Source organism: Citrobacter sp. Cpo030 (genome assembly GCF_030333005.1).
GTDB classification, from domain to species: Bacteria; Pseudomonadota; Gammaproteobacteria; order Enterobacterales; family Enterobacteriaceae; genus Citrobacter; species Citrobacter portucalensis.
This window is the reverse complement of the sequence record NZ_JAOWGT010000043.1, coordinates 349,177-371,862: the sequence shown is the minus strand read 5'-3', so window position 1 is coordinate 371,862 and position 22,686 is coordinate 349,177. Positions and strand designations below refer to the sequence as shown.

Sequence of the window (22,686 nt, the reverse complement as noted above, 5' to 3'; positions counted from 1 at the left end):
ATGCATCTGGCACGGGTTACAGGCGTTGTGGTTTCCACGCAAAAATCCCCATCACTGGTGGGAAAAAAACTGTTGCTGGTACGTCGGGTAAGTGCTGACGGAGAGCTTCCTGCGTCCCCTGCGAGTGGAGATGAAGTCGCTGTTGATTCTGTCGGCGCGGGAACTGGCGAACTGGTATTACTCAGCAGCGGCTCCAGCGCCAGGCACGTTTTTTCTGGCCCTAATGAGGCCATCGATCTGGCTATCGTCGGCATTGTCGACACGCTTTCTCGTTAGGAGGAACTATGGCGATTTATACCCGCACTGGTGATGCCGGAACAACAGCCCTCTTTACCGGACAGCGCGTGAGCAAAACGCATCCACGCGTGGAAGCCTACGGTACGCTGGACGAACTGAATGCGGCGCTAAGTCTGTGCATTTGTGCAGCGAAAAACCCGCAGCACCGGCAGTTACTTGAAAATATCCAGCTGCAGCTTTTTTGGTTCAGCGCCGAACTGGCAAGCGAAAGCGAAGAACCAACGCCAGAGCAGCGCTATATCAGCTCGGAAGAAATTGCGGCACTGGAAGCGGCCATCGATACCGCAATGGGAAGAGTTCCGCCCCTGCGCAGCTTTATTCTACCTGGCCGCAGCGAAGCCGCCAGCCGACTGCACTTTGCCCGTACGCTGGCACGCCGTGCAGAGAGACGAATGGTCGAGCTCTCCACCGAGATATCCGTCAGACACGTGCTGATGCGTTATATCAATCGCCTGTCCGACTGCTTATATGCGCTTGCACGAGCAGAAGATCATGACGCCCATCAAAACGACATCATTCAGAAAGTGGCTGAGCGCTATCTCGCTGCCGTTCAAGCACCAGCCATAAAGGAGCCGACTATGTCTCTGTCTTTTCAGGAGCTCCACCAACTCACTCGCGCTGCGGTGACGAGAGCAGAAGAACTTCAGGTTCCGATCGTCATTAGCATTGTTGATGCGAACGGGACCCAAATGGTGACCTGGCGCATGCCTGACGCATTACTCGTGAGTAGCGAACTGGCACCCAAAAAAGCCTGGACTGCCGTGGCGATGAAAACCGCCACACATAAGCTGACATCAGCAGTTCAACCCGGTGCTGCGCTTTACGGTCTGGAAAGCCATATGCAGGGAAAAGTCGTCACCTTCGGTGGCGGGTACGCATTATGGCGTGAGGGTTTACTCCTCGGGGGTCTTGGCATCAGCGGAGGAAGCGTTGAACAGGATATGGACATTGCAGAAACGGCCATTGCGGCGATTAACGTGAGAACACATCAATGAATACTTCAGAACTTGAAACCCTTATTCGTAACATTTTGAGTGAACAACTCGCCCCGGCAAAAGCAGAAGTTCAGGGTAACGGTATTTTTCCGTCCGTTGACGAAGCTATCGATGCAGCGCATCAGGCTTTTCTGCGTTACCAGCAATGTCCATTGAAAACCCGCAGCGCCATCATAAACGCCCTACGCGAAGAACTGACGCCTCATCTTGCTTCACTGGCCGCTGAGAGCGCTGCCGAAACGGGGATGGGCAACAAAGAGGATAAGTTCCTTAAAAATAAAGCCGCGCTGGACAACACTCCAGGTATCGAAGATCTCACCACCACGGCGTTAACCGGCGACGGCGGCATGGTGTTATTCGAGTATTCACCGTTTGGCGTGATTGGCTCTGTCGCCCCCAGTACTAACCCGACAGAGACCATTATTAACAACAGCATCAGCATGCTGGCGGCAGGGAATAGCGTTTATTTCAGTCCGCATCCGGGTGCTAAAAAGGTTTCACTCAAGCTGATTGCCATGATTGAAGATATTGCTTTCCGTTGCTGCGGAATTCGTAATCTTGTCGTCACGGTCACAGAACCCACTTTTGAGGCTACCCAGCAGATGATGGCGCACCCTAAAATCGCAGTTCTGGCGATTACCGGTGGCCCAGGCATTGTTGCTATGGGCATGAAAAGCGGGAAAAAAGTCATCGGCGCAGGCGCAGGAAATCCACCCTGCATTGTTGATGAAACGGCCGACCTGGTTAAGGCGGCGGAAGATATCATCAATGGCGCATCCTTTGATTACAACCTCCCCTGCATTGCTGAGAAGAGCCTGATTGTTGTTGATGCCGTTGCCGAACGACTGGTTCAACAGATGCAGTCTTTTGGTGCGATGCTTCTCAATAGCGAAGAGGTAGACAAACTGCGCGCTGTCTGTCTACCAGAAGGCATAGCCAATAAAAAACTGGTGGGTAAAAGCCCGGCAACCTTACTGGAAGCAGCAGGAATACCGGTTCCGGTAAAAGCACCTCGATTACTGATAGGCATCGTCAAGGCTGACGACCCGTGGGTTACCAGCGAGCAATTAATGCCAATGCTCCCCGTCGTAACAGTGAGCGATTTTGACAGTGCATTAACGTTGGCCCTGGAGGTTGAAGAGGGATTGCATCACACCGCCATTATGCATTCGCAAAATGTGTCACGTTTGAACCTTGCCGCGCGCACGCTTCAGACCTCCATCTTTGTGAAAAATGGCCCCTCTTACGCCGGGATTGGCGTTGGTGGTGAAGGCTTTACCACCTTCACTATTGCGACGCCAACCGGTGAAGGAACAACATCTGCGCGCACTTTCGCACGCTCTCGTCGTTGCGTGCTGACAAACGGTTTTTCTATTCGCTAATGGGGCCGTTATGAATAGCTTTTCACTGCAAACTCGATTGTACAGCGGCCAGGGAAGTCTGGATGTGCTCAAGCGTTTCACGAATAAGCATATCTGGATTATTTGCGATGCTTTTCTCGCGCGTTCTCTCCTGATTGAAAAGCTGCGCAACGCTCTGCCAGCGGATAACCGCATCAGCATTTTCAGCGATATCACCCCCGATCCCACCATCGGTACGGTAGTTCAAGGGATTGCACAAATGCAGTCCCTGCGACCGGACGTCGTGATGGGTTTTGGTGGCGGCTCAGCACTGGACGCCGCAAAAGCCATCGTCTGGTTCAGCCGACAGTTCGGTATTGAAATTGAAACCTGTGTCGCAATTCCCACCACCAGTGGCACAGGCTCTGAAGTAACCAGCGCCTGCGTGATTAGCGATCCGGATAAAGGCATTAAATACCCATTGTTCAATAACGCACTTTACCCGGACATGGCCATTCTTGATCCAACGTTGGTCGTCAGCGTACCACCTGCCATCACCGCGAATACCGGCATGGACGTGTTAACGCATGCACTGGAGGCTTACGTATCCACGAAGGCCAGTGACTTCACCGATGCACTGGCTGAAAAAGCGGCTCAAATCGTCTTCCAGTACCTGCCTGTCGCCGTCAGCAAAGGCGACTGTCTGGCAACCAGGGGGAAAATGCACAATGCGTCAACGCTCGCGGGAATGGCATTTAGTCAGGCTGGACTGGGGATCAATCATGCGATTGCCCATCAGTTGGGTGGTCAGTTTCATCTGCCGCATGGACTTGCCAATGCGCTGCTGCTGACCCATGTCATTCATTTTAATGCCCGCGACCCGCGGGCTGCGAAGCGCTATGCCCGTTTCGCTAAAGCCTGCCATTTATGCCCGGATAACGCGAACGATACAGCGGCATTGAATGCGCTCATCCATCACATCGAGCTACTCAAAAAACAGTGTGCGTTGCCTTCTTTTGTTGACGCGCTTAAAGACGGAAAGCAAGCCTGGTCACAACGTATCCCGTCGATGGTTCAGGCCGCGCTGGCTGACGTCACGCTGCAAACCAATCCTCGTGTTGCCGATGCCAGTGCCATGCAGGAACTGCTTGAGGAATTATTATGAAGACAGCCATGACGGCAGAGTCCACGCTTTATGATGCACAGACCATTCGCGAACGCGTTCGCGCAGCGGGTGTTGTCGGCGCCGGAGGCGCAGGCTTTCCTGCTCACGTAAAATTACAGGCGCAGGTCGATACCTTTCTGGTCAATGCGGCTGAATGTGAGCCAATGCTGAAAGTTGACCAGCAGTTGATGGCCGTCCAGGCTGAGCGACTTATCCGCGGTGTTCAATATGCCATGACGGCTACCGGAGCCAGTGCCGGAATTATTGCACTCAAAGAGAAATACCAGAAGGCTATCAATGCATTAACGCCCCTTCTGCCTACCGGGATCCGCTTACATATTTTGCCTGATGTCTACCCGGCTGGTGACGAGGTTCTGACCATCTGGATGGCAACAGGTCGGAGAGTTCCGCCTGCCGCGCTGCCGGTCAGCGTCGGCGTGGTGGTCAATAACGTCCAGACCGTGCTCAACATCGCCAGAGCAGTTGAGCAGCAGTACCCCGTTACGCGTCGTACCCTGACCGTTAACGGCGCAGTCGCCAGTCCTATCACACTCACAGTCCCTATCGGAATGTCTTTACGTGACGTTCTGGCGCTGGCCGGGGGTGCAACCGTTGACGATCCCGGCTTTATTAACGGTGGTCCGATGATGGGCGGCCTGATTACTTCACTGGATACCCCTGTCAGCAAGACCACCGGGGGCCTGCTGGTTTTGCCTAAGTCTCATGCGTTGATTCAGCGGCGGATGCAGGATGAACGCACCGTGCTTTCTGTAGCAAAGACCGTTTGCGAGCAGTGCCGTTTGTGTACGGATTTGTGCCCGAGGCATTTGATCGGTCATGAATTATCCCCGCATCTGCTGGTTCGTGCGGTTAATTATCAGCAGGCGGCCACACCGCAACTGCTGCTCACGGCCCTGACCTGCTCAGAATGCAATGTGTGTGAAAGCGTAGCCTGTCCGGTTGGGATTTCACCGATGCGCATCAACCGTATGCTTAAACGTGAATTGCGGGCGCTCAACCATCGTTATGAAGGGCCGCTAAATCCTGAGGATGAAATGGCGAAGTACCGGCTGATCCCAGTTAAACGCCTTATTACCAAACTGGGTCTTAGCGACTGGTATCACGATGCGCCACTGGCTGAAACTGATTATTCCACAGATAAAACGACGCTGTTGTTACGCCAGCATATAGGTGCCAGCGCCATCCCATGTGTAGAACAAGGCGAACGCGTTGTTCGCGGTCAATGTGTTGCCGATGTGCCCTCCGGTGCATTAGGCGCGCCTGTTCACGCCAGTATTGACGGTATTGTCAGCGAAATCACTGAGCAATCCATCACGGTAATTAGAGGTTAATCATGTCTCAGGCTATAGGGATTTTAGAACTCACCAGCATTGCCAAAGGAATGGAAGCTGGCGATGCCATGTTAAAAAGCGCGAATGTGAATTTACTGGTCAGCAAGACCATCTGCCCGGGAAAATTTCTACTCATGCTCGGTGGTGACGTAGGTGCCGTACAACAGGCGATTGCCACTGGAACATCTCTTGCTGGCGATATGCTCGTTGACAGTCTGGTACTCCCCAACATTCATGCCAGCGTACTCCCCGCAATCAGCGGACTAAACAGCGTGGATAAGCGTCAGGCTATTGGTATTGTCGAAACATGGAGCGTTGCTGCCTGCATCTGCGCCGCCGACCGGGCGGTTAAAGCCTCCAACGTCACGCTGGTACGCGTCCATATGGCATTTGGTATTGGCGGCAAGTGCTACATGGTCGTTGCTGGCGATGTATCCGATGTGAATAACGCGGTGACGGTGGCCAGTGAAAGTGCGGGTGAAAAAGGCCTGCTGGTTTACCGCTCGGTCATACCCCGCCCGCATGAAAGCATGTGGCGACAAATGGTGGAGGGATAATGGAAAGACAACCCACCACGGATCGAATGATTCAGGAATATGTACCTGGCAAACAGGTCACGCTGGCGCATCTTATTGCTAATCCAGGTAAAGATTTGTTCAAGAAACTGGGATTACCCGATTCGCTTTCCGCAATCGGTATTCTGACCATTACCCCCAGCGAAGCCTCAATCATCGCCTGTGATATCGCCACGAAATCCGGGGCGGTAGAGATTGGTTTTCTCGACCGGTTTACCGGCGCGGTGGTACTGACGGGTGATGTTTCTGCCGTTGAGTACGCACTGAAACAGGTAACCCGAACGCTGGGCGAAATGATGCGTTTTACCGCGTGTCCCATCACCCGGACGTAATCTCATGAAACGTATCATGCTAATTGGCCCCAGCCAGTGCGGTAAAACGTCGCTCACGCAGTGCATGCGGGGAGAGGCACTTCACTATCAGAAGACCCAGGCCATAGTCTGGTCTCCTACGACAATAGACACGCCGGGTGAATATCTTGAGAACCGCTGCCTGTACAGTGCGCTGCTGGCCAGCGCCTGTGAAGCAGACATTATTGCGCTGGTACTAAATGCTGACGCGCCGTGGTCACCATTTTCTCCCGGTTTTACCGGACCAATGAACCGACCCGTTATTGGCCTCGTTACCAAAGCCGATTTAGCCAACCCGCAGCGTATTTCTCTTACGGAGAGTTGGTTAGTTCAGGCTGGTGCGCAAAAAGTATTTGTCACCAGCGCGCTGGAGAATACCGGGGTCGATGAGATGTTCATTTTTCTGAATGCAAAGGAACCTTCATGTCTCACAAAATAATGGCCATTAATGCAGGTAGTTCCTCGCTTAAATTTCAACTACTGGCGATGCCGCAGGGTGAAATGATCTGTCAGGGGTTGATTGAACGTATCGGTTTGTCTGATGCGCAAGTCACCCTAAAAACGCCAGCGCAGAAATGGCAGGAGACTTTGCCCGTAGCCGATCACCGTGAAGCCGTAACGTTGCTCCTGGAAAAACTGCTCAACCACCACATTATCAGCAGTCTGGATGAGATCGACGGCGTGGGCCATCGCGTCGCGCACGGCGGGGAATCCTTTAAAGACTCAGCGCTGGTAACTGATGAAACGCTGGCAGAAATCGAGCGCCTCGCGGAACTGGCTCCTCTGCATAACCCGGTCAATGCGCTGGGGATCGCGGTATTCCGCCAGCTATTGCCCAAAACGCCAGCCGTTGCGGTGTTCGACACCGCCTTTCATCAAACGCTTGATGAGCCTTCTTTCATCTATCCCCTGCCCTGGCGTTACTATGCAGAGTTGGGTATTCGTCGCTATGGTTTTCATGGTACCAGCCACAAATACGTTAGCTCACAGCTTGCTGAAAAACTGGGTGTACCACTCAGCGCCCTGCGCGTTGTTTGTTGTCATCTGGGCAACGGCAGCAGCATCTGCGCCATCAAAGGCGGACAATCGGTGAATACGTCAATGGGCTTTACGCCGCAGTCTGGCGTGATGATGGGCACGCGAAGTGGCGATATCGATCCGTCCATTTTACCGTGGATTGCCCTGCGAGAAGGCAAAACACCGCAGCAGCTCAACCAATTGCTCAACAATGAGTCCGGATTGCTCGGTGTTTCTGGTATCTCACCTGACTACCGCGACGTTGAACATGCCGCAGATACGGGCAATCACCAGGCTGCGCTGGCGTTGACGCTTTTTGCTGAGCGCATTCGTGCCACCATTGGTAGCTATATTATGCAGATGGGCGGTCTGGATGCCCTGGTGTTTACCGGTGGTATTGGCGAAAACTCCGCACGGGCGCGCGCTGCGATCTGTCGTAATCTGAATTTCCTGGGTCTGGCCGTTGATGAGGAAAAAAATCAGCGTAATGCCACCTTCATTCAGACGGAAAATGCGATGGTCAAAGTAGCAGTGATTAATACCAATGAAGAGCTAATGATTGCGCAAGACGTTATGCGTTTAGCGATATCTGAAACTGTGACATTGGGCATTCCTGCATAATACTGCCGCACCGCAAATTGCGGCAAATCATGGTAATAGCGCGATCGCCATGACACTATGCGCCGAGGATTGCTGATCACATAGGTGAAGACGTGGCTGTTGCGCAATGTCCCGCATCGTGCGGAGAACTTATCCAGGGCTGGATTCTGGGCAGTGAGAAATTGGTCTCCTGCCCGGTTGAATGGTATAGCACCGTTGAGGTCACTTCAGGTTCACCGCTGACAGATGAACGTCCACTTTCGCGGGCGATGGTTGAGAGGTTATTGCTGCACTGGCAATACCCGGCACAAATGAGTCAGGATATTCGAATTGATGTCCAGTCAACCATTCCTGTCGCTAAAGGGATGGCCAGCAGCACAGCGGATATCGCCGCCACGGCAATCGCCACGGCGCAGTATCTGGGGCATCAGCTAGACGAATCCACTCTGGCGCAGCTTTGCGTTTCGCTGGAACCTACCGACAGCACCGTTTTCCGCCAGCTTACGCTGTTCGATCATAACGACGCCTCCACGCAAATTGCCTGTGAAGCCCAGCCTCAACTCGATCTGCTGGTTCTCGAAAGTCCGGAAACCTTGCTTACTGCTGATTATCACCGTACTCCACGCCAGTCAGGATTACTGGCAGGCGCTCCAGCGCTGAAACGCGCATGGGAAAAGGTACAGGAAGCCTGTATCAGTCAAAATCCCTATCGGATGGGTGAAGCCGCCACGCTGAGCGCGATCGCCAGCCAGTTGCTGTTACCTAAACCAAATTTTGATTCACTTTTAGCGCTGGTAGAGGAATGTGATTTATACGGTGTCAACGTTGCGCACAGTGGCAGCGTAGTCGGTCTGATGCTCGACAGAAAGCGTCATGATGTGGACTACATTAAATGGATGCTGACGCAGAAAAAATTGACGGAGCACTGGCCGGAACAGCATTTGTTGCGGATGGTAACTGGCGGGGTCGAACTGCAATAAGGGCCGCCGCTAAGCAGCGACCCGAACAAGCATAAAATCGTTACTCGGCTTTCGCTTCGCCGTTTTTCACTTCGCCCATCGCTTTCAGCTTTTTAGAGATGTCGCGGCGCTCTTTAGAGATCTCAGCGTTTTTGATGATGTAATCATCAACACGATCTTCATAATCGCTTTTCATGCTGGCGATAATGCCCTGAATCGCTTCCACGCTCATTCCTGGCTTGATGTAGTCACTCAGGTTGTCCAGCAGCAGAACACGTTTCTGGTTGTCACGGATCTTTTTCTCAACGTCCTGGATTTCACGTTGCAGTTTGTTTTTACGACGGAACAGACGAACAAATTCCAGCACGTCCTGGAAAGAAGGCTTGGTAGTTTCCATTTTTACACCCCTGATAATGTGAGATTCGGATTCGTTAAAACAACGGCTAAAGTGGGTCAACATTACTTTCATGCCCGCCATACTTCAAGTTGCATCTGCATCGACCATGCATGGTTGAAACCTGAATTATCGAGGGTAAAGCCATTGCAGTTACCAATGGTTTTAGCCTTTTTCAGTATCATACCTCTATTCGTTGCTGAATCGAAGCAGCAGTAGAACCAATCCCCTCATCTGCTCTTTATTTGCGCAGCGCGCGACAGATCAAATGAGAGAGCAACTCCAGCTGTCGCGCCATTTCCATATTTAGCCAAACGTAGCCGTGAATGGGCGTTTCAGCGACATTATCGCCCTTATGCTCAGCAATAAGCTGACGTAACTCCACCACGGTGTCATTGAGTTTTTCCGTATTGGCAAGCACCGGTTGTGGATTACCTTCATACAATGCGTGGGTTATCGTCAGTAGCGCCTGTTGTGTCCTGAGCTGTGTTTCACGCAAAGTATGCGCATTCAACATGACAAAGTGGCTGGTACGGCTGGCCCATAGCGCATTGATTTGCAGCTCAAGCATGCAGACCAGGTTGCGATTAACCGTCTGAATAGCTTCAAAGATGGATTTTTGAATGCGGGTTTCTTTGCTGGCAGGAACGATGAGCCCACGCATTTTGACAACATCGCTTAAAAGCTGTTGTAAATGCTTTTCCAGTCGCGGTTGCTCCAGCAGGTTGGGAGATAGCGCAGCCTGATACACCCGATTGTACCCCGTTACGCAATGCGCCAGCTGAATTCGCCAGTGTATAAATGCCCGCTGCGGCCAGATGCCGGTAAACAGCATTGCCAGTAATGAACCCAGAATAACATCGCCGCCACGCCATAACGCTGTGGCCATATCTCCAGCGGGGGCACCCACAACGACCGCAAGCGTTATACCAATCAGCAACGCCTGATACGGCTTTTTACCCAGTGCCAGCCAGCCGCAGAGAAACATCGCTACCGCGCACCATATCAGCATTAGCGGAAGTGAAAAGAGTTCCAGACGCAGGGCCACCAGCCCAAGTACCGAACCCAGAATTGTCCCGCCAATACGCTCAAACGCTCTGGGGACAACGTTCCCCCAAAAGGAAATAGGCCCCATGATTACCACCAGCGTAATCAGAGGCCATGTACCTTCAGGAATGTTCAACAGGCGAACCAACAGAAAAGTAAAAAGAAACGCCAGCGCAATGCGAACACCATGCACCACACGATAATGACGATACAAACGAATTTCAAAAGGACTCAGTGACTTATCTGCACGCACTCATGCACTCCGTCAGGGAATTGCAAAGAACAGAATTGTACCTGTTTTTTGAGTGAAAACATCACCCTGATGACCAGGACATTCATCCTGATTTACACCAAAAACAGTTACTTCGACTGTACCGGCACGTACATTTCAATGTCCCAGTAACCGTCCTCCATGCCATTGTTCATATAAACTTCAAAGCAAGGTTTAGCGGCTATCGCATACGTCGAATCCTGCAGCAGGCGCTCAAAGAACTGATACCACGGCGTCGCGAAGTCATGATTTTCAACGCGCGCAACGGCGATAGCATAGTCGCCCCCCGCCAGTTCGGTCTGGATCACCCCTTCGCTGTTTTCTGGGATCTCAAAACCTTCAGGCACAGACACCACGGTATCACAACGCAGTTTTTCCGACGGAACAACGTCAGGATTGTCGTAATAAACAGCTATCCATTCCAGCGGTACGATCTGCTTACCGTCGACCCACATCATTAACTGTTCGAAACCCTGCTTTACCGTTTGTTCCCACGGTCCAACCATATGGAAACCGGCAATTATGCGTTTCTCAACCTGCTTTATCTCGTACTCCATATAACCTCCGTTATTACACTGTATTTATATACAGTGTAATTTTTAGGTATGACGGCCACAAGGAATCAGTGATTATTATGTGAGCAGATTCGCACTCTTGCCAGTCAGGCACATCAGGAAAAACTACGCCTTGTGGTGGAAGTAATCGCTCAAACGCGAGAAGACGCCGCCTTCGTTGACAGACTCCAGCGTAACCAGAGGCCAGTGCGCCACCAGTTTATCCCGATCGTAGAGTTCAATTTCCCCCACACGTTGATGGGCAGCAATGGGGGCAACCAGTTCTTTCTTATCAAGAACATATTTTGCCTTGATATTAGCGACTTCGGCTTTAGGCAGGGCCATCCAGAAATCCTGCTCTGTGCCAAGGATAATTTTTTCTTTATCGCCATACCAGATCTGTTCAATACCAACTTGCTTACCGCTACGTAAAACCTGCACGGTATCGAAGTTCTGTTGTCCCCATTGCAGCAGTTTTCGCGCCTGGTCTTCACGCCCTTTCGCACTCTCCGCCCCCATCACAACCGCAATCAGGCGGCGCTGCCCATCAACGGCAGAAGCAATCAGGTTGAATCCAGCGCCGGAGGTATGTCCTGTCTTCAGACCATCGACGTTCATGGTTTTATCCCACAACAAACCGTTACGGTTTTGCTGCGTAATTCCGTTCCAGGTAAGGCTTTTTTCACTGTACATATGGTAGAAATCCGGCTCTCCATGGATGATAGCTCTCGACAGCACAGCCAGATCGTAAGCTGAGCTATGCTGACCTGGCGCATCCAGACCATGTACCGTTTCAAAATGCGTGTCCCGCAGGTTCAGCTTTTGCACATAGTTGTTCATCATCGCGACAAACTGCGGCTGCCCTCCGGCGATGTAATCCGCCAGCGCCACACAGGCATCATTACCGGAATCAACAATTAACCCGCGACTCAGATCGCGCACAGAAACGCGATCCCCTTCTTTCAGGAACATTAAGGATGAACCGACGAATACCGGATTATCTTTCGCCCAGGCATCTCGTCCTACAGTGACAATATCTGTCGGACTAATACGCTTACTGTCGATTGCGCGATCGACAACATAGCCGGTCATCAGCTTGGTCAGGCTGGCAGGGTTGCGCTGCTGGTGTTCATTTCCGGCTGTCAGGATTTGGCCCGTGGTGTAATCCATTAATACCCACGCCCCGGCATTAATTGCTGGAGGCTGTGGAGCGAAACTGGCGACGTCGGTCGCATACGCGGGCGAAAAAATCATCGCAAATAGTGAAGCGGCAATAAACAAACGGCGTTTCAACAGCATGTCCTCAGGAAATGGAGAAATAGCCGTTCTTTTTACGGAAGTTCTGGCGAACAAACATGGATAAATTGCAAGAAAATGTGACATAAGGCACATTTTCTTGCTGTAAGGATAGGATTTCAGATATCAACCACGTCTGGCGTTACCCTTTGCGCGGTGCTGTCTCTGCGTGATGGCTGCGATGACGATGATAGCCATCTATCATGCTGCGGAAAATCTGCCCCGGAGTGTCACCCAGCGTGCACAGGTAAATATGTGCACAGATGAACAGTAAGCCGACAATCGCCAACACCATATGCAGCACCAGCATCACAGGCCCAGCCCCTACCACCTGCGGGTAGAGGCATAACAACCCGGTGATGATTAGCAGCGGAACCAGCGCATACATGATGGCCAGATAAGCCAGCTGTTGTAGCGGGTTAAATTTACTCTCTGCCGTTGCGGCAAACGGGTGCGGCTCACCTTTCATGATGCCATACAGATAAAAGCGCGTTTGCAACAAGCAGCGTGATATCAACCCGTTAAACTTCACCCGGTAATGACAACCGTTGCCGCTGGTTGCGTTGATTAGCACAAAACCAACCCAGAAGGCCAACAAGGCGAAACCGCACCAGGTATGTATCTGCACCATCAATGCCACCGGTCCGAGAGAGAAGTGACCAAACAGGCCGCTCAGCAGAAGCAGGATAAAAAGCAGCGCATTACCCCAGTGCCAGCGGCGAACTGCCAGAGAATAAAGGTAATCCCGGTGCTCTTCTCCGGTTGCCGTTTTGGGTGCCAGCATCCGACGTAACAGCGCGTGCATAACCAGGCCCGCAATCATCAGCACAATAACTACGCCTGCATAAATGAGCCACAGCGGCCAGTAGTCCGGCGCATAGTTAAGCTCTGCTCCCCAGATAGAATTCATGCTTTACCCTCCTGATGGATCTCTTTACGCCGATAAACACTTACCGGGCCGCTACGCGTATCCTGCTGGCGATAAACCTCTTTTTGATTTATCCAGTGCTGAATTTCCGGATCGTCACGACGACCAAATTTCAGCGCATCCGTCGGACAAACGGAAACACAGGCGGGCGATTGTCCTGCCTCCAGTCGGGTATCTACGCAGAAGTTACATTTGTCGGCAATTCCCGTTTGCGGATTGAGATAACGGACATGGAATGGACAAGCGGCAACGCAGTAGTCGCAGCCAATACAGCGAGACCTATCCACTTGCACAATGCCATTTTCGTCGCGAAATGACGCCCCGGTCGGACAAACGCTGACACACGGCGCATCTTCACAATGCTGACAGGAAACGCGAACAAACTGGAAGTGGGACAGCACCTCGGGTTCATGTTCGGGTGAACGGATCTGCACCTGTAAGCGGCTAAATCCCTCTGGCACATCATTCAAAACTTTGCAGGCAACCGTACATGCCTGACAGCCGATACAGCGTTTCTCGTCATGCAGCATGACATAAGGGTTTGTAGATTGATTCATGATGTTCTCCTTTCTCATGCCCGACGAAGCGTAACGCCAGCGGTGTGGACCACCGTACCGGAAACCGGACTGGTGACATGCGGAAGCAAATTACCGCAATGGATACCGTGCGTTGTCGCTGCGGTTTTGGCTCCCGCCTTGGCGCCAAATCCCATATAAACAAACAGCGTATCGGGCCGAATTCCGGCGGTGACCAGCGCTTTGCCTTTTTCCTTGCCCGTTGCATTTTCTAGCCAGATGTCATCGCCGCTTTTGATGCCTTTTTCACGGGCCGTTTGCGGGTGGATCCACACCGCGTTATCCCACATCAACTCGCTAAGCAGTGGCACATATTGCGTCGCACCGTTGGTATGAACCGCCACTTTTCCCTGGATAAAATAGAGTTCGCTGTCGCCTTTAAGCGCAAAATTGCGTGCGCGCGGAATACCGTAGCCAGGCAGGAGCGTTTCCAGCTCTTCGGAATAGAGTTCGATTTTTCCTGACGGAGATTTAAAGCGCAGTTGCTCGCCATAGGTACCGTCGCTGTCAACCGCCACCGCGCCCGGATAGCGTTCCACAAACTGACGCACCGCTTCAGGTTCACGCAGCAGTAACGGAACACCCCACTCCCGATACCCTTTCTGACGCAACTCAGCCGATAGCGCATGATCGCCATTAAGCTGGTATAACTGACGCGTTTGCATATCCTGCCATGGGTAGAATTGGCCAAGGCCTAACTGCATGGCCAGCTCTTTCCAGATTTGCCAGCTCGGACGCGCATCCCCAATAGGTTCTACTACCTGCTGACGCAGGGCATAGGCGGGATTCAGGCCCGACATGTCTGAAACTTCTTCATCGCGCTCAAGGTAAGTACATTCAGGCAAAAGGTAGTCGGCATACGCCGCGCTTTCGCTTAAATAGACATCACAACTGACCACAAGGTCGAGCTGTTCAACGGTTTTGACCAGATCTGGTCGACAGGTTACGGTTTGGAAAGGGTTGTGTCGGGACATAATCCATCCCTTCACCGGATAAGGCGTCTGGTTTAACACAGCATCAATGATGCTTTGCACCACACCACCGCCCGCCGCGATGTACTTAAACTGCGGGGCTACCAGATCGATACGCTGCGCCGTTGGCTTGGGTAATTTGACATCGGGTTTTGCCAGCACCGGAGCGACCTTCTCTCCAGCCAGCTTATTGTAAGTTGCCGCCGCTTTTTTCTGATACAAACCGCCTTCACGCTCAATATTGCCAAGCAGCACATTGAGGGTAAAAATCATGCGCCGCATATCAATTTCTTCTTGCGAAAACGTCGCTCGATGGCCCGGACTGACGATGGCATGAGGCGCGCAGGCGGCCATTTCGCGGGTGACCCGAACAATGACATCAGCAGGCACATCCGCGAGCTGCTGCGCCCATTCCGGCGTGGTCTCTTGTACCGCTTCTGCCAGTTGCTCAAACCCCGTGGTGTAGCGCGCCACAAAGTCTGCGTCATACAGATTTTCATTGATCATGACGTGACACATGGCCATCAGCACCGGTAAATCGCCGCCCGGTTTGAGCGCATGCCATTCATCCGCCTTGCTGGAGAATACGGACAAACGGGGATCGAAGCTGACCATCTTCGCCCCCTTCTCCTGCGCGGTCATCAGCTCATGCGTATCAGCAACCTCGATCCCTTCATAGAGGTTATGGCCAAAAGAGACCATATAACGGGTATTGGCGATATCCATGGCTAAATCACCACCCATCATAACTTTAGCGGCAATGGCTTTACCGGCAGGACACGTTGATACGTGAGTAAAGGTATTCGGTGACCCGAAAGCCGTCGCGAGGTGGAATAAATGGCCAGACAGCGAGCCGGATTTAGACGAGAAGACGACTCCCTGGGGACCATATTGCGTTTTTATTGCCGTCATTTTTTCGGCGATTTCTTTATACGCCTGTTCCCAGCTAATAACCTGCCAGTCACCGCTCCCGCGAGGCCCTGTGCGTTTCATAGGTTTAACAATGCGATGAGGGTCGTTGACCAGGCTAACACCGCTGCCGCCGCGAGCGCAGACACGTGTCCCCTGCTGTGGCGCATTAGGGTTCCCCTGAATAAAAACCGTTTTATTATTAATCACCTGAGCCTGAATTGGGCAGCGAAAAGAACACATCTCGCACAAACTTGGCGTCAGGGATGTTTTCCCTTTGATACTCTCCGGAGAATTTCGTGCCAGTGCCCCGGGCGGGAAACTGCCTATCGCACAGGCTGAACAGCCTATACCCACTCCTCGCAAAAAATTACGCCGACTAATGCTCATATAACCTCCTGTTATTAGATATATCCAATAATTATATGGCGTTTAGAATATTTATTTTTTACATCAATCACATTTCATTACAATGAATGGCAGCGAACCGACATAAATAAAAACCATTGTTTATAAAAGACTTTTAAAGTTTCCAGAACACAACAAAGAAAAGGAAAATAACAATAATGGTTATCAATTAGATTATTTACAAATCCGCAACTTCAAGATATTTTATTTCCGTAATTTATTTTAACAGTGCGAAATTTATTAATTAATTCCATTAATGCCCTGTTTATCTCAATTTTATTGCGTACACAATCCAGCTTCGATAATGCCATAGCTGATTATCTCGCTATTTTTTGGTATTCTTGGATGAGCGCTAAATTGATCCCGGACATAACTGAACAATGAATGACGGCAAGCAGCAACCTGGTTTTCTCTTCCACGATTACGAGACCTTTGGTACCCATCCGGCGCTGGACAGACCCGCGCAATTTGCGGCTATCCGCACAGATAATGATTTCAACATCATCGGCGAGCCAGAGGTCTTTTATTGCAAACCCGCAGACGACTATCTGCCGCAGCCAGAGGCGGTGTTGATTACGGGTATCACACCGCAGGAAGCACGTGAAAAGGGAGAGAATGAAGCCGCTTTTGCTGCACGCATCCACGCCCTGTTCACCGTGCCGAAAACTTGTATCCTGGGCTATAACAACGTGCGCTTCGATGATGAGGTGACGCGCAACATCCTGTATCGCAATTTCTACGATCCCTATGCCTGGAGCTGGCAGAACGATAATTCGCGCTGGGATCTTCTGGATGTGATGCGCGCCTGCTATGCCCTGCGCCCTGAAGGCATTAACTGGCCGGAAAACGACGACGGCTTACCCAGCTTCCGCCTGGAGCATTTGACCAAAGCCAACGGTATTGAGCATACCAATGCTCACGATGCGATGGCGGACGTATACGCCACAATTGCAATGGCGCAATTAGTGAAGTCGCGCCAGCCGCGTCTGTTTGATTATCTCTACAGCCATCGTAATAAGCACAAGCTGGCCGCGTTGATTGATGTCCCGCAAATGAAGCCGCTGGTCCATGTCTCTGGTATGTTCGGCGCATGGCGCGGCAACACCAGCTGGGTATCGCCATTGGCGTGGCATCCGGAGAATCGCAACGCGGTTATTATGGTCGACTTAGCCGGTGATATTTCGCCGCTGCTCGAACTCGACAGTGACGCCCTGCGCGAGAGGCTTTACACGTCTAAAGCGGATCTGGGTGATAACCCGGCCGTACCGGTTAAACTGGTGCACATCAACAAATGCCCGGTACTGGCACAGGCGAATACCCTGCGTCCGGAAGATGCCGACCGTCTTGGCATTAACCGCCAGCACTGTCTGGATAATCTCAAAGTTCTGCGCGAAAATCCGCACATACGCGACAAAGTGGTTGCGATCTTTGCAGATGCAGAACCCTTTACACCATCAGATAACGTGGATGCCCAACTGTACAACGGCTTTTTCAGCGATGCTGACCGTGCGGCGATGAAAATCGTTCTGGAAACCGAACCGCGCAATTTACCGGCGCTGGATATCTCCTTCGTCGATAAGCGCATTGAAAAGCTGCTGTTTAATTACCGTGCACGTAACTTCCCGGGAACGCTGGACGAAGCAGAACAGCAACGCTGGCTGGACCATCGCCGCCAGGTATTCACACCGGAGTTTTTGCAAAATTACGCCAATGAACTGCAGTTATTGAGCCAGCAGTATGCGGATAACAAAGAAAAGTTGATGCTGCTGAAATCACTCTGGCAGTATGCCGAAGAGATTGTATAAGTCCCACGCATAAAAAAACGGAGAACATGTCTCCGTTTTTTTTTAGTTAAATGCCGTTATTACGCGACATCTTCATCGTACTGCGGCACCGGGTTGCGGAAGCTTTTGGTCACACAAGCCAGGTAAATCAGACCAATACCGGCCCAAATCAGACCCAGAACCATTGAGCTCTCTTCCAGGTTAACCCACAGCGCACCAACTGTCAGCGCACCGCACATCGGCAGGAACAGATACTGGAAGTGGTCTTTCAGCGTCTTGTTACGCTTCTCACGGATCCAGAACTGGGAGATCACTGACAGGTTAACGAAGGTAAACGCCACCAGCGCACCAAAGTTAATCAGCGCCGTCGCCATCACCAGGTCGAAGTTGATTGCCAGCAGAGCAATCGCACCAACCAGAATGATGTTCATAGACGGAGTACGCCATTTCGGGTGTACATAACCGAAGAAACTTTTCGGGAACACGCCGTCACGCCCCATCACGTACATTAAACGCGCTACGCCAGCATGCGCCGCCATACCGGACGCCAGTACGGTAATGGTAGAGAAAATCAGCGCGCCAACCTGGAAGAACTTACCAGCGACGTACAGCATGATTTCCGGCTGTGAAGCGTCTGGATCTTTGAAGCGCGAGATATCCGGGAAGTACAGCTGCAACAGATAGGTGGAGACGATAAAGATCAGGCCACCAATCAGCGCAGTCAGGAAAATCGCACGCGGAATCACACGCTCAGCGTCTTTGGTTTCTTCTGACAGGTTGCTGATACCGTCAAAACCGGTGAACGAGAAGCACAGGATGGTCGCGCCCGTGATCATCGGGATCACGTGTGCATCACCTGACCAGAACGGACGGCTGCTCGCCAGCGTACCGGCACCTTCCCCTTCGAACACGCCATAAACGACCATGCCGAGGATCACTGCAATCAGCACCACCTGCAACAACACGATTACGGTGTTGAAATTCGCAACGGATTTAAGGCTGCGCAGGTTAAAGGCGGTCATAAAGGCCACCAGCGCCACCACGAATATCCATGACGGTATCGACGGCACCAGGGCTTCAAAATAAATTTTTGCCAACAGAATGTTGATCATCGGAGCGAACAGGTAGTCCAGCAGTGATGACCAACCCACCATAAAGCCAACGGTCGGGCTAATGGATTTCTGGGCGTAAGTGTAGGCAGAGCCTGCAGACGGATAGCGACGCACCAGTTTACCGTAGCTCAGTGCGGTAAAGAGGATGGCGATCAGTGCAAAGGCGTAAGCTGTCGGGACGTGACCATCGGTCATTCCTGATACGATACCGAATGTATCGAACAGCGTCATCGGCTGCATATAGGCAAGGCCCATCATGACAACCGGAACCAGCGTAAGCGTTTTACGTAATTCCACGCGAGAGGTGTTTGGAGTAGCGTTATGCGACATGGTTATCCCCCATTACGGCGAAAACCGTCGCGTAAGCAAAAAATTGCCCCATTTTTTGTTAATCCTCAGCGACAACAACTGTCGATTTTTAAGTAAGTATCTATCCGGTACGAAGCCCGGCCTCTTTTATGAATGATTGGTTTGATGCAAAAAAATAACCGACGCGTATTAAAACGTCGGTTAATGTCATTTTTTGCAAGCGGCGTATTTTGCACTAAATTGGGGAGAAATAACAAGAGATTGAAGTAGCCACAAAAGAATATTTTTTCTTAACTGATTGATTTATCAGCAGCCGTTTTCACATACACCCCTGCAATAGCACTATTTGCTAAAATTTCATCCCGCCACCAGGCACTGGCCAACCCGGCGGTCTGTTCATTCCAGCCTATCCACACGGGTTCAAAGACAATTTGTGCGACCACTTTTTTCTCAATCAGTGCGCCGCTCTCCAGAAATCGCTGCGCCAGGTAGCGCGGAATATAACCACATCCCAGACCGCTGATTTGCAATTCCAGCTTGGTTTTGAAGTCAAAAACGGTAATAGCTTCCTGATCGTCAAGCACCTGGGAACCTGAGACGTTGGCATGCTGCGCATTGTCGCCCACCACAATGGCGCGAAAACGGCGAATGGTACGACGATTTAACGGTTCCTGTTCCTGCGCCAGCGGGTGATGCGGCGCAACCACAAACACCTGTTCCAAAACTCCCAGCCGTGCAAAACCAAATTCGCTCGCTGCTGGGGGTTCATGCATGGCGCCAACGATAATATCCGCCCGGCCCTGAATGAGGGCATCCCAGGAGCCGCCCAGCACGCCATTGATAAATTTCAGGCGCGTCACGCTGTGGTGTTGATAGAAAGACTCGATGAGTGGGGCCAGCAGTGAAAAGGGAAACGTATCATCTACGCCAATAACCAGTTCATTCTCCCAGCCTTCGTGAAGTTTAATCGCCTGTTTTTCGAGTTCACGGACGGTGTGCAGCACCTCCCGCCCCTTTTCCAGCAGCATCTGTCCGGTGCGGGTGAACTTAGCCCGGTGTCCGCTGCGATCGAGTAGCTGAATATTAAGATCGCTTTCCAGCTTATGGACGGTGTAGCTAAGCGCAGACGGCGTCTTAAACAATTTTGCCGACGCCGCCGCGAAACTGCCCTCTTTTTCTAATGCATCGAGGATGATAAGAACGTCCAGCAGTGGTTTCATACTCGCCCCCTGGCGGTATACAGCGGCACTCTGCTGGATTGTCACTCCATTGGCATCACCAGCGGGTCGGGATACTGGTACTCAAACCCAAGCTCATTACAAATACGGTTGCCATCAATGACTTTACCTTTACCGTTATCCGTACCGCCGCGAAATTCCGGCGGCTCCATCCCCAACTGGCGGGCCATCTGCGGATAGAACACGTTACGCGCCGGATGCATAGGCGCACATATATTATAGATGTGTCCCCCTTTAGGCGCTTGCAGCAGTAACGTGATGGCAGAAACTACATCGTCCAGATGCACTAGATTGACGCCATGATGTCCGTCAGGTGCTGTCTTGCCAGCGAAGAAGCGACCAGGATGTCTTCCCGGGCCGACCAACCCGGCCAGACGCAAAATATCCACCGACGTACCTGGCAAATTGTGCAACCAGTCTTCAAGTTCTTTCAGAACACGACCACTTGCCGTGACCGGATTACGCGCCGTCCCCTCTTTCACTGTGCCTTGAACGTCACCATAGACTGACGTCGAACTGGTAAAAATAATTCGTGGGATGCGGTACGCCAGCGCGCTGTCGACCAGTTCCTGCATTGCCTGCAGGTAAAATTCTTCCCCAGGACCGCTGCGGCGTGCAGGCAGCGTAATAACCAGCGCATCGGCGTCCATCAGTGCATCGAGATCGTCAGCCTCACAGACCAGTTCAGGTTCCAGGCGCAGCGAGTAGCTCTCGATACCGCTCATGCGGGCCGCTTCCACCCCATCCAATGTGGTTTTGCTGCCGGTAACCTGCCAGCCTCTCGCCGCCAGCGACATGGCTAACGGCATACCTAACCAACCTAACCCGACAATTGCGACCTTTTTCATGCCTTCTCTCCTGACTTTTGGCCTATAACGCAAGGCTACGCCAGCCCACGGTGGCTGACAATTCATAGTATCAATATGAAATGAATTAATGATCAAAAAAAGCCCTTGCTTTCCGTAGCTAAAGTGGTTTAGGTTAAAAGACATCAAATGAATAAACATTCATCGAGAAAATTTATGACACGCGCTCAATTCAAACACCATCATCACCATCATCCTGACTAGTCTTTCAGGCGATGTGTGCTGGGAGACATTTAAATCTTCCAGCGGTGCATGAGCGTATGAGAAAGCCCCCGGAAGATTTCTTCCGGGGGCTTTTTTTTGTGCGTGACCCAAACTGATTCAGACAGGATAACGAGGAATAAAGAATGTTAGACAACACCCGTTTACGCATAGCTATGCAGAAATCAGGCCGCTTAAGCGATGATTCACGCGAATTACTGGCCCGTTGCGGCATTAAAATTAATCTTCACACCCAGCGCCTGATTGCGATGGCGGAGAACATGCCGATCGATATTCTGCGCGTGCGTGATGACGATATCCCAGGTCTGGTGATGGACGGCGTCGTTGACCTCGGCATCATCGGGGAAAATGTTCTGGAAGAGGAACTGCTCAACCGCCGGGCCCAGGGTGAAGACCCTCGCTATTTTACCCTGCGCCGTCTGGACTTCGGCGGCTGCCGTCTTTCGCTGGCAACCCCGGTTGATGAAGCCTGGGATGGCCCGGCAGCGCTGAACGGTAAACGTATCGCGACCTCTTACCCACACCTGCTCAAACGTTATCTCGATCAGAAAGGAGTTTCGTTTAAATCTTGTCTGTTAAACGGCTCAGTAGAAGTCGCTCCCCGTGCGGGTCTGGCTGATGCGATTTGCGATCTGGTGTCCACCGGCGCAACGCTTGAAGCCAACGGTCTGCGCGAAGTAGAAGTGATCTACCGCTCTAAAGCCTGTCTGATTCAGCGCGACGGCGAAATGGCCGAAGCCAAGCAACAACTGATCGACAAACTGCTGACCCGTATCCAGGGGGTTATTCAGGCCCGCGAATCCAAATACATCATGATGCACGCGCCGAGCGAGCGTCTGGACGAGGTCATCGCCCTGCTGCCCGGCGCAGAGCGCCCTACCATTCTGCCGCTGGCAGGCGACCAGCAGCGCGTTGCCATGCACATGGTCAGCAGCGAAACCCTGTTCTGGGAAACAATGGAAAAACTGAAAGCGCTCGGTGCCAGCTCAATTCTGGTGTTGCCGATTGAGAAGATGATGGAGTGATCTGTTGCCTGATAGCGCTTCGCTTATCAGGCCTACAAGAATTGTCACAATTATTGATATTACGGGTCTTGTAGGCCGGATAAGGCAGCGCCGCCATCCGGCAACACCCGATGATGGAGTAACGACC

General features: G+C 51.9%; 23 protein-coding genes, 1 pseudogene and 1 other annotated feature. Of the genes and pseudogenes, 13 read left to right on the top strand and 11 right to left on the bottom strand.

What is annotated here, in order from left to right:
• The 10 genes from OGY37_RS04135 (at position 1) to OGY37_RS04090 (ending at position 8,671) form a co-directional block, all read left to right on the top strand.
• A complete protein-coding gene (locus OGY37_RS04135) occupies positions 1-276 on the top strand; it encodes a EutN/CcmL family microcompartment protein (RefSeq protein WP_006683973.1) in 276 nt (91 codons plus the stop codon).
• 8 nt (positions 277-284) lie between these two features.
• A complete protein-coding gene (pduO, locus tag OGY37_RS04130) occupies positions 285-1,292 on the top strand; it encodes a two-domain cob(I)yrinic acid a,c-diamide adenosyltransferase PduO (protein ID WP_286620194.1) in 1,008 nt (335 codons plus the stop codon).
• On the top strand, positions 1,289-2,674 hold the full coding sequence (gene pduP / locus OGY37_RS04125; RefSeq protein ID WP_126317742.1) for a CoA-acylating propionaldehyde dehydrogenase PduP: 1,386 nt from the start codon (positions 1,289-1,291) through the stop codon (positions 2,672-2,674). Before pduO ends, pduP begins: the two co-directional genes overlap by 4 nt.
• Positions 2,675-2,684: 10 nt before the next feature.
• Positions 2,685-3,797, top strand: coding sequence for a 1-propanol dehydrogenase PduQ (locus OGY37_RS04120; protein WP_286552203.1), 1,113 nt, complete (start codon positions 2,685-2,687; stop codon positions 3,795-3,797).
• A complete protein-coding gene (gene pduS, locus OGY37_RS04115; RefSeq protein WP_126317740.1) occupies positions 3,794-5,149 on the top strand; it encodes a cobalamin reductase PduS in 1,356 nt (451 codons plus the stop codon). Before OGY37_RS04120 ends, pduS begins: the two co-directional genes overlap by 4 nt.
• A 2-nt stretch (positions 5,150-5,151) precedes the next feature.
• Positions 5,152-5,706 (top strand): propanediol utilization microcompartment protein PduT, encoded by a 555-nt coding sequence (gene pduT / locus OGY37_RS04110; protein WP_063940456.1) that lies wholly within the window; start codon positions 5,152-5,154, stop codon positions 5,704-5,706.
• Positions 5,706-6,056 carry a propanediol utilization microcompartment protein PduU gene (gene pduU, locus OGY37_RS04105; RefSeq protein ID WP_003834168.1) on the top strand — a complete coding sequence of 117 codons (351 nt, stop codon included), beginning with the start codon at positions 5,706-5,708 and terminating at the stop codon, positions 6,054-6,056. Before pduT ends, pduU begins: the two co-directional genes overlap by 1 nt.
• Positions 6,057-6,060: 4 nt before the next feature.
• Positions 6,061-6,513, top strand: coding sequence for a propanediol utilization protein PduV (pduV, locus tag OGY37_RS04100; protein ID WP_286620192.1), 453 nt, complete (start codon positions 6,061-6,063; stop codon positions 6,511-6,513).
• Positions 6,498-7,712 (top strand): acetate/propionate family kinase, encoded by a 1,215-nt coding sequence (locus OGY37_RS04095; protein ID WP_003834172.1) that lies wholly within the window; start codon positions 6,498-6,500, stop codon positions 7,710-7,712. Before pduV ends, OGY37_RS04095 begins: the two co-directional genes overlap by 16 nt.
• A 92-nt stretch (positions 7,713-7,804) precedes the next feature.
• Positions 7,805-8,671 (top strand): GHMP family kinase ATP-binding protein, encoded by an 867-nt coding sequence (locus OGY37_RS04090; RefSeq protein ID WP_003834174.1) that lies wholly within the window; start codon positions 7,805-7,807, stop codon positions 8,669-8,671.
• Positions 8,672-8,711: 40 nt separating this feature from the next.
• On the opposite strand, the gene OGY37_RS04085 is transcribed toward OGY37_RS04090, so the two are convergent.
• From OGY37_RS04085 to phsA, 7 genes are all read right to left on the bottom strand, one after another.
• Positions 8,712-9,047: a DUF496 family protein gene (locus tag OGY37_RS04085; protein WP_003834176.1), complete on the bottom strand. Its 336-nt coding sequence runs from the start codon at positions 9,045-9,047 to the stop codon at positions 8,712-8,714.
• Positions 9,048-9,285: 238 nt separating this feature from the next.
• Positions 9,286-10,344 carry an FUSC family protein gene (locus OGY37_RS04080; RefSeq protein ID WP_286620190.1) on the bottom strand — a complete coding sequence of 353 codons (1,059 nt, stop codon included), beginning with the start codon at positions 10,342-10,344 and terminating at the stop codon, positions 9,286-9,288.
• A 107-nt stretch (positions 10,345-10,451) separates the two neighbouring features.
• Entirely contained in the window at positions 10,452-10,919 is a 468-nt protein-coding gene (sbmC, locus tag OGY37_RS04075) for a DNA gyrase inhibitor SbmC (protein ID WP_286620188.1), read from the bottom strand.
• Positions 10,920-11,042: 123 nt separating this feature from the next.
• The gene (gene dacD / locus OGY37_RS04070) at positions 11,043-12,215 is read right to left on the bottom strand and encodes a serine-type D-Ala-D-Ala carboxypeptidase DacD (protein ID WP_286620186.1); all 1,173 of its coding nucleotides are present in this window, start codon (positions 12,213-12,215) and stop codon (positions 11,043-11,045) included.
• A gap of 139 nt (positions 12,216-12,354) precedes the next feature.
• On the bottom strand, positions 12,355-13,122 hold the full coding sequence (gene phsC, locus OGY37_RS04065; protein ID WP_003834184.1) for a thiosulfate reductase cytochrome B subunit: 768 nt from the start codon (positions 13,120-13,122) through the stop codon (positions 12,355-12,357).
• The gene (gene phsB / locus OGY37_RS04060; RefSeq protein WP_286620184.1) at positions 13,119-13,697 is read right to left on the bottom strand and encodes a thiosulfate reductase electron transport protein PhsB; all 579 of its coding nucleotides are present in this window, start codon (positions 13,695-13,697) and stop codon (positions 13,119-13,121) included. Before phsB ends, phsC begins: the two co-directional genes overlap by 4 nt.
• A 14-nt stretch (positions 13,698-13,711) precedes the next feature.
• Positions 13,712-15,985, bottom strand: coding sequence for a thiosulfate reductase PhsA (phsA, locus tag OGY37_RS04055; RefSeq protein WP_286620182.1), 2,274 nt, complete (start codon positions 15,983-15,985; stop codon positions 13,712-13,714).
• A 398-nt stretch (positions 15,986-16,383) separates the two neighbouring features.
• On the opposite strand from phsA, the gene sbcB reads away from it, so the two are divergent.
• Positions 16,384-17,808 carry an exodeoxyribonuclease I gene (sbcB, locus tag OGY37_RS04050; protein ID WP_198579321.1) on the top strand — a complete coding sequence of 475 codons (1,425 nt, stop codon included), beginning with the start codon at positions 16,384-16,386 and terminating at the stop codon, positions 17,806-17,808.
• A 59-nt stretch (positions 17,809-17,867) separates the two neighbouring features.
• On the opposite strand, the gene plaP is transcribed toward sbcB, so the two are convergent.
• The 4 genes and pseudogenes from plaP to OGY37_RS04035 form a co-directional block, all read right to left on the bottom strand.
• Positions 17,868-19,229: a putrescine/proton symporter PlaP gene (gene plaP, locus OGY37_RS04045; RefSeq protein WP_003834188.1), complete on the bottom strand. Its 1,362-nt coding sequence runs from the start codon at positions 19,227-19,229 to the stop codon at positions 17,868-17,870.
• Positions 19,219-19,281 (bottom strand): membrane protein YoeI, encoded by a 63-nt coding sequence (gene yoeI, locus OGY37_RS23380; RefSeq protein WP_099045591.1) that lies wholly within the window; start codon positions 19,279-19,281, stop codon positions 19,219-19,221. The genes plaP and yoeI overlap by 11 nt, the downstream gene beginning before the upstream one ends.
• A gap of 162 nt (positions 19,282-19,443) precedes the next feature.
• Positions 19,444-20,428 (bottom strand): annotated as a pseudogene (locus OGY37_RS04040) (LysR family transcriptional regulator).
• Between the two features lie 41 nt (positions 20,429-20,469).
• Positions 20,470-21,294 carry an SDR family oxidoreductase gene (locus OGY37_RS04035; RefSeq protein WP_123267468.1) on the bottom strand — a complete coding sequence of 275 codons (825 nt, stop codon included), beginning with the start codon at positions 21,292-21,294 and terminating at the stop codon, positions 20,470-20,472.
• Between the two features lie 174 nt (positions 21,295-21,468).
• On the opposite strand from OGY37_RS04035, the gene hisL reads away from it, so the two are divergent.
• Positions 21,469-21,516: a his operon leader peptide gene (hisL, locus tag OGY37_RS04030; RefSeq protein ID WP_100250077.1), complete on the top strand. Its 48-nt coding sequence runs from the start codon at positions 21,469-21,471 to the stop codon at positions 21,514-21,516.
• Positions 21,492-21,614 (top strand) — a sequence feature (His leader region). Its footprint overlaps the gene before it by 25 nt.
• Before the next feature lie 45 nt (positions 21,615-21,659).
• Positions 21,660-22,559: an ATP phosphoribosyltransferase gene (hisG, locus tag OGY37_RS04025; RefSeq protein ID WP_003834191.1), complete on the top strand. Its 900-nt coding sequence runs from the start codon at positions 21,660-21,662 to the stop codon at positions 22,557-22,559.
• The last annotated feature ends 127 nt before the right edge of the window (positions 22,560-22,686 follow it).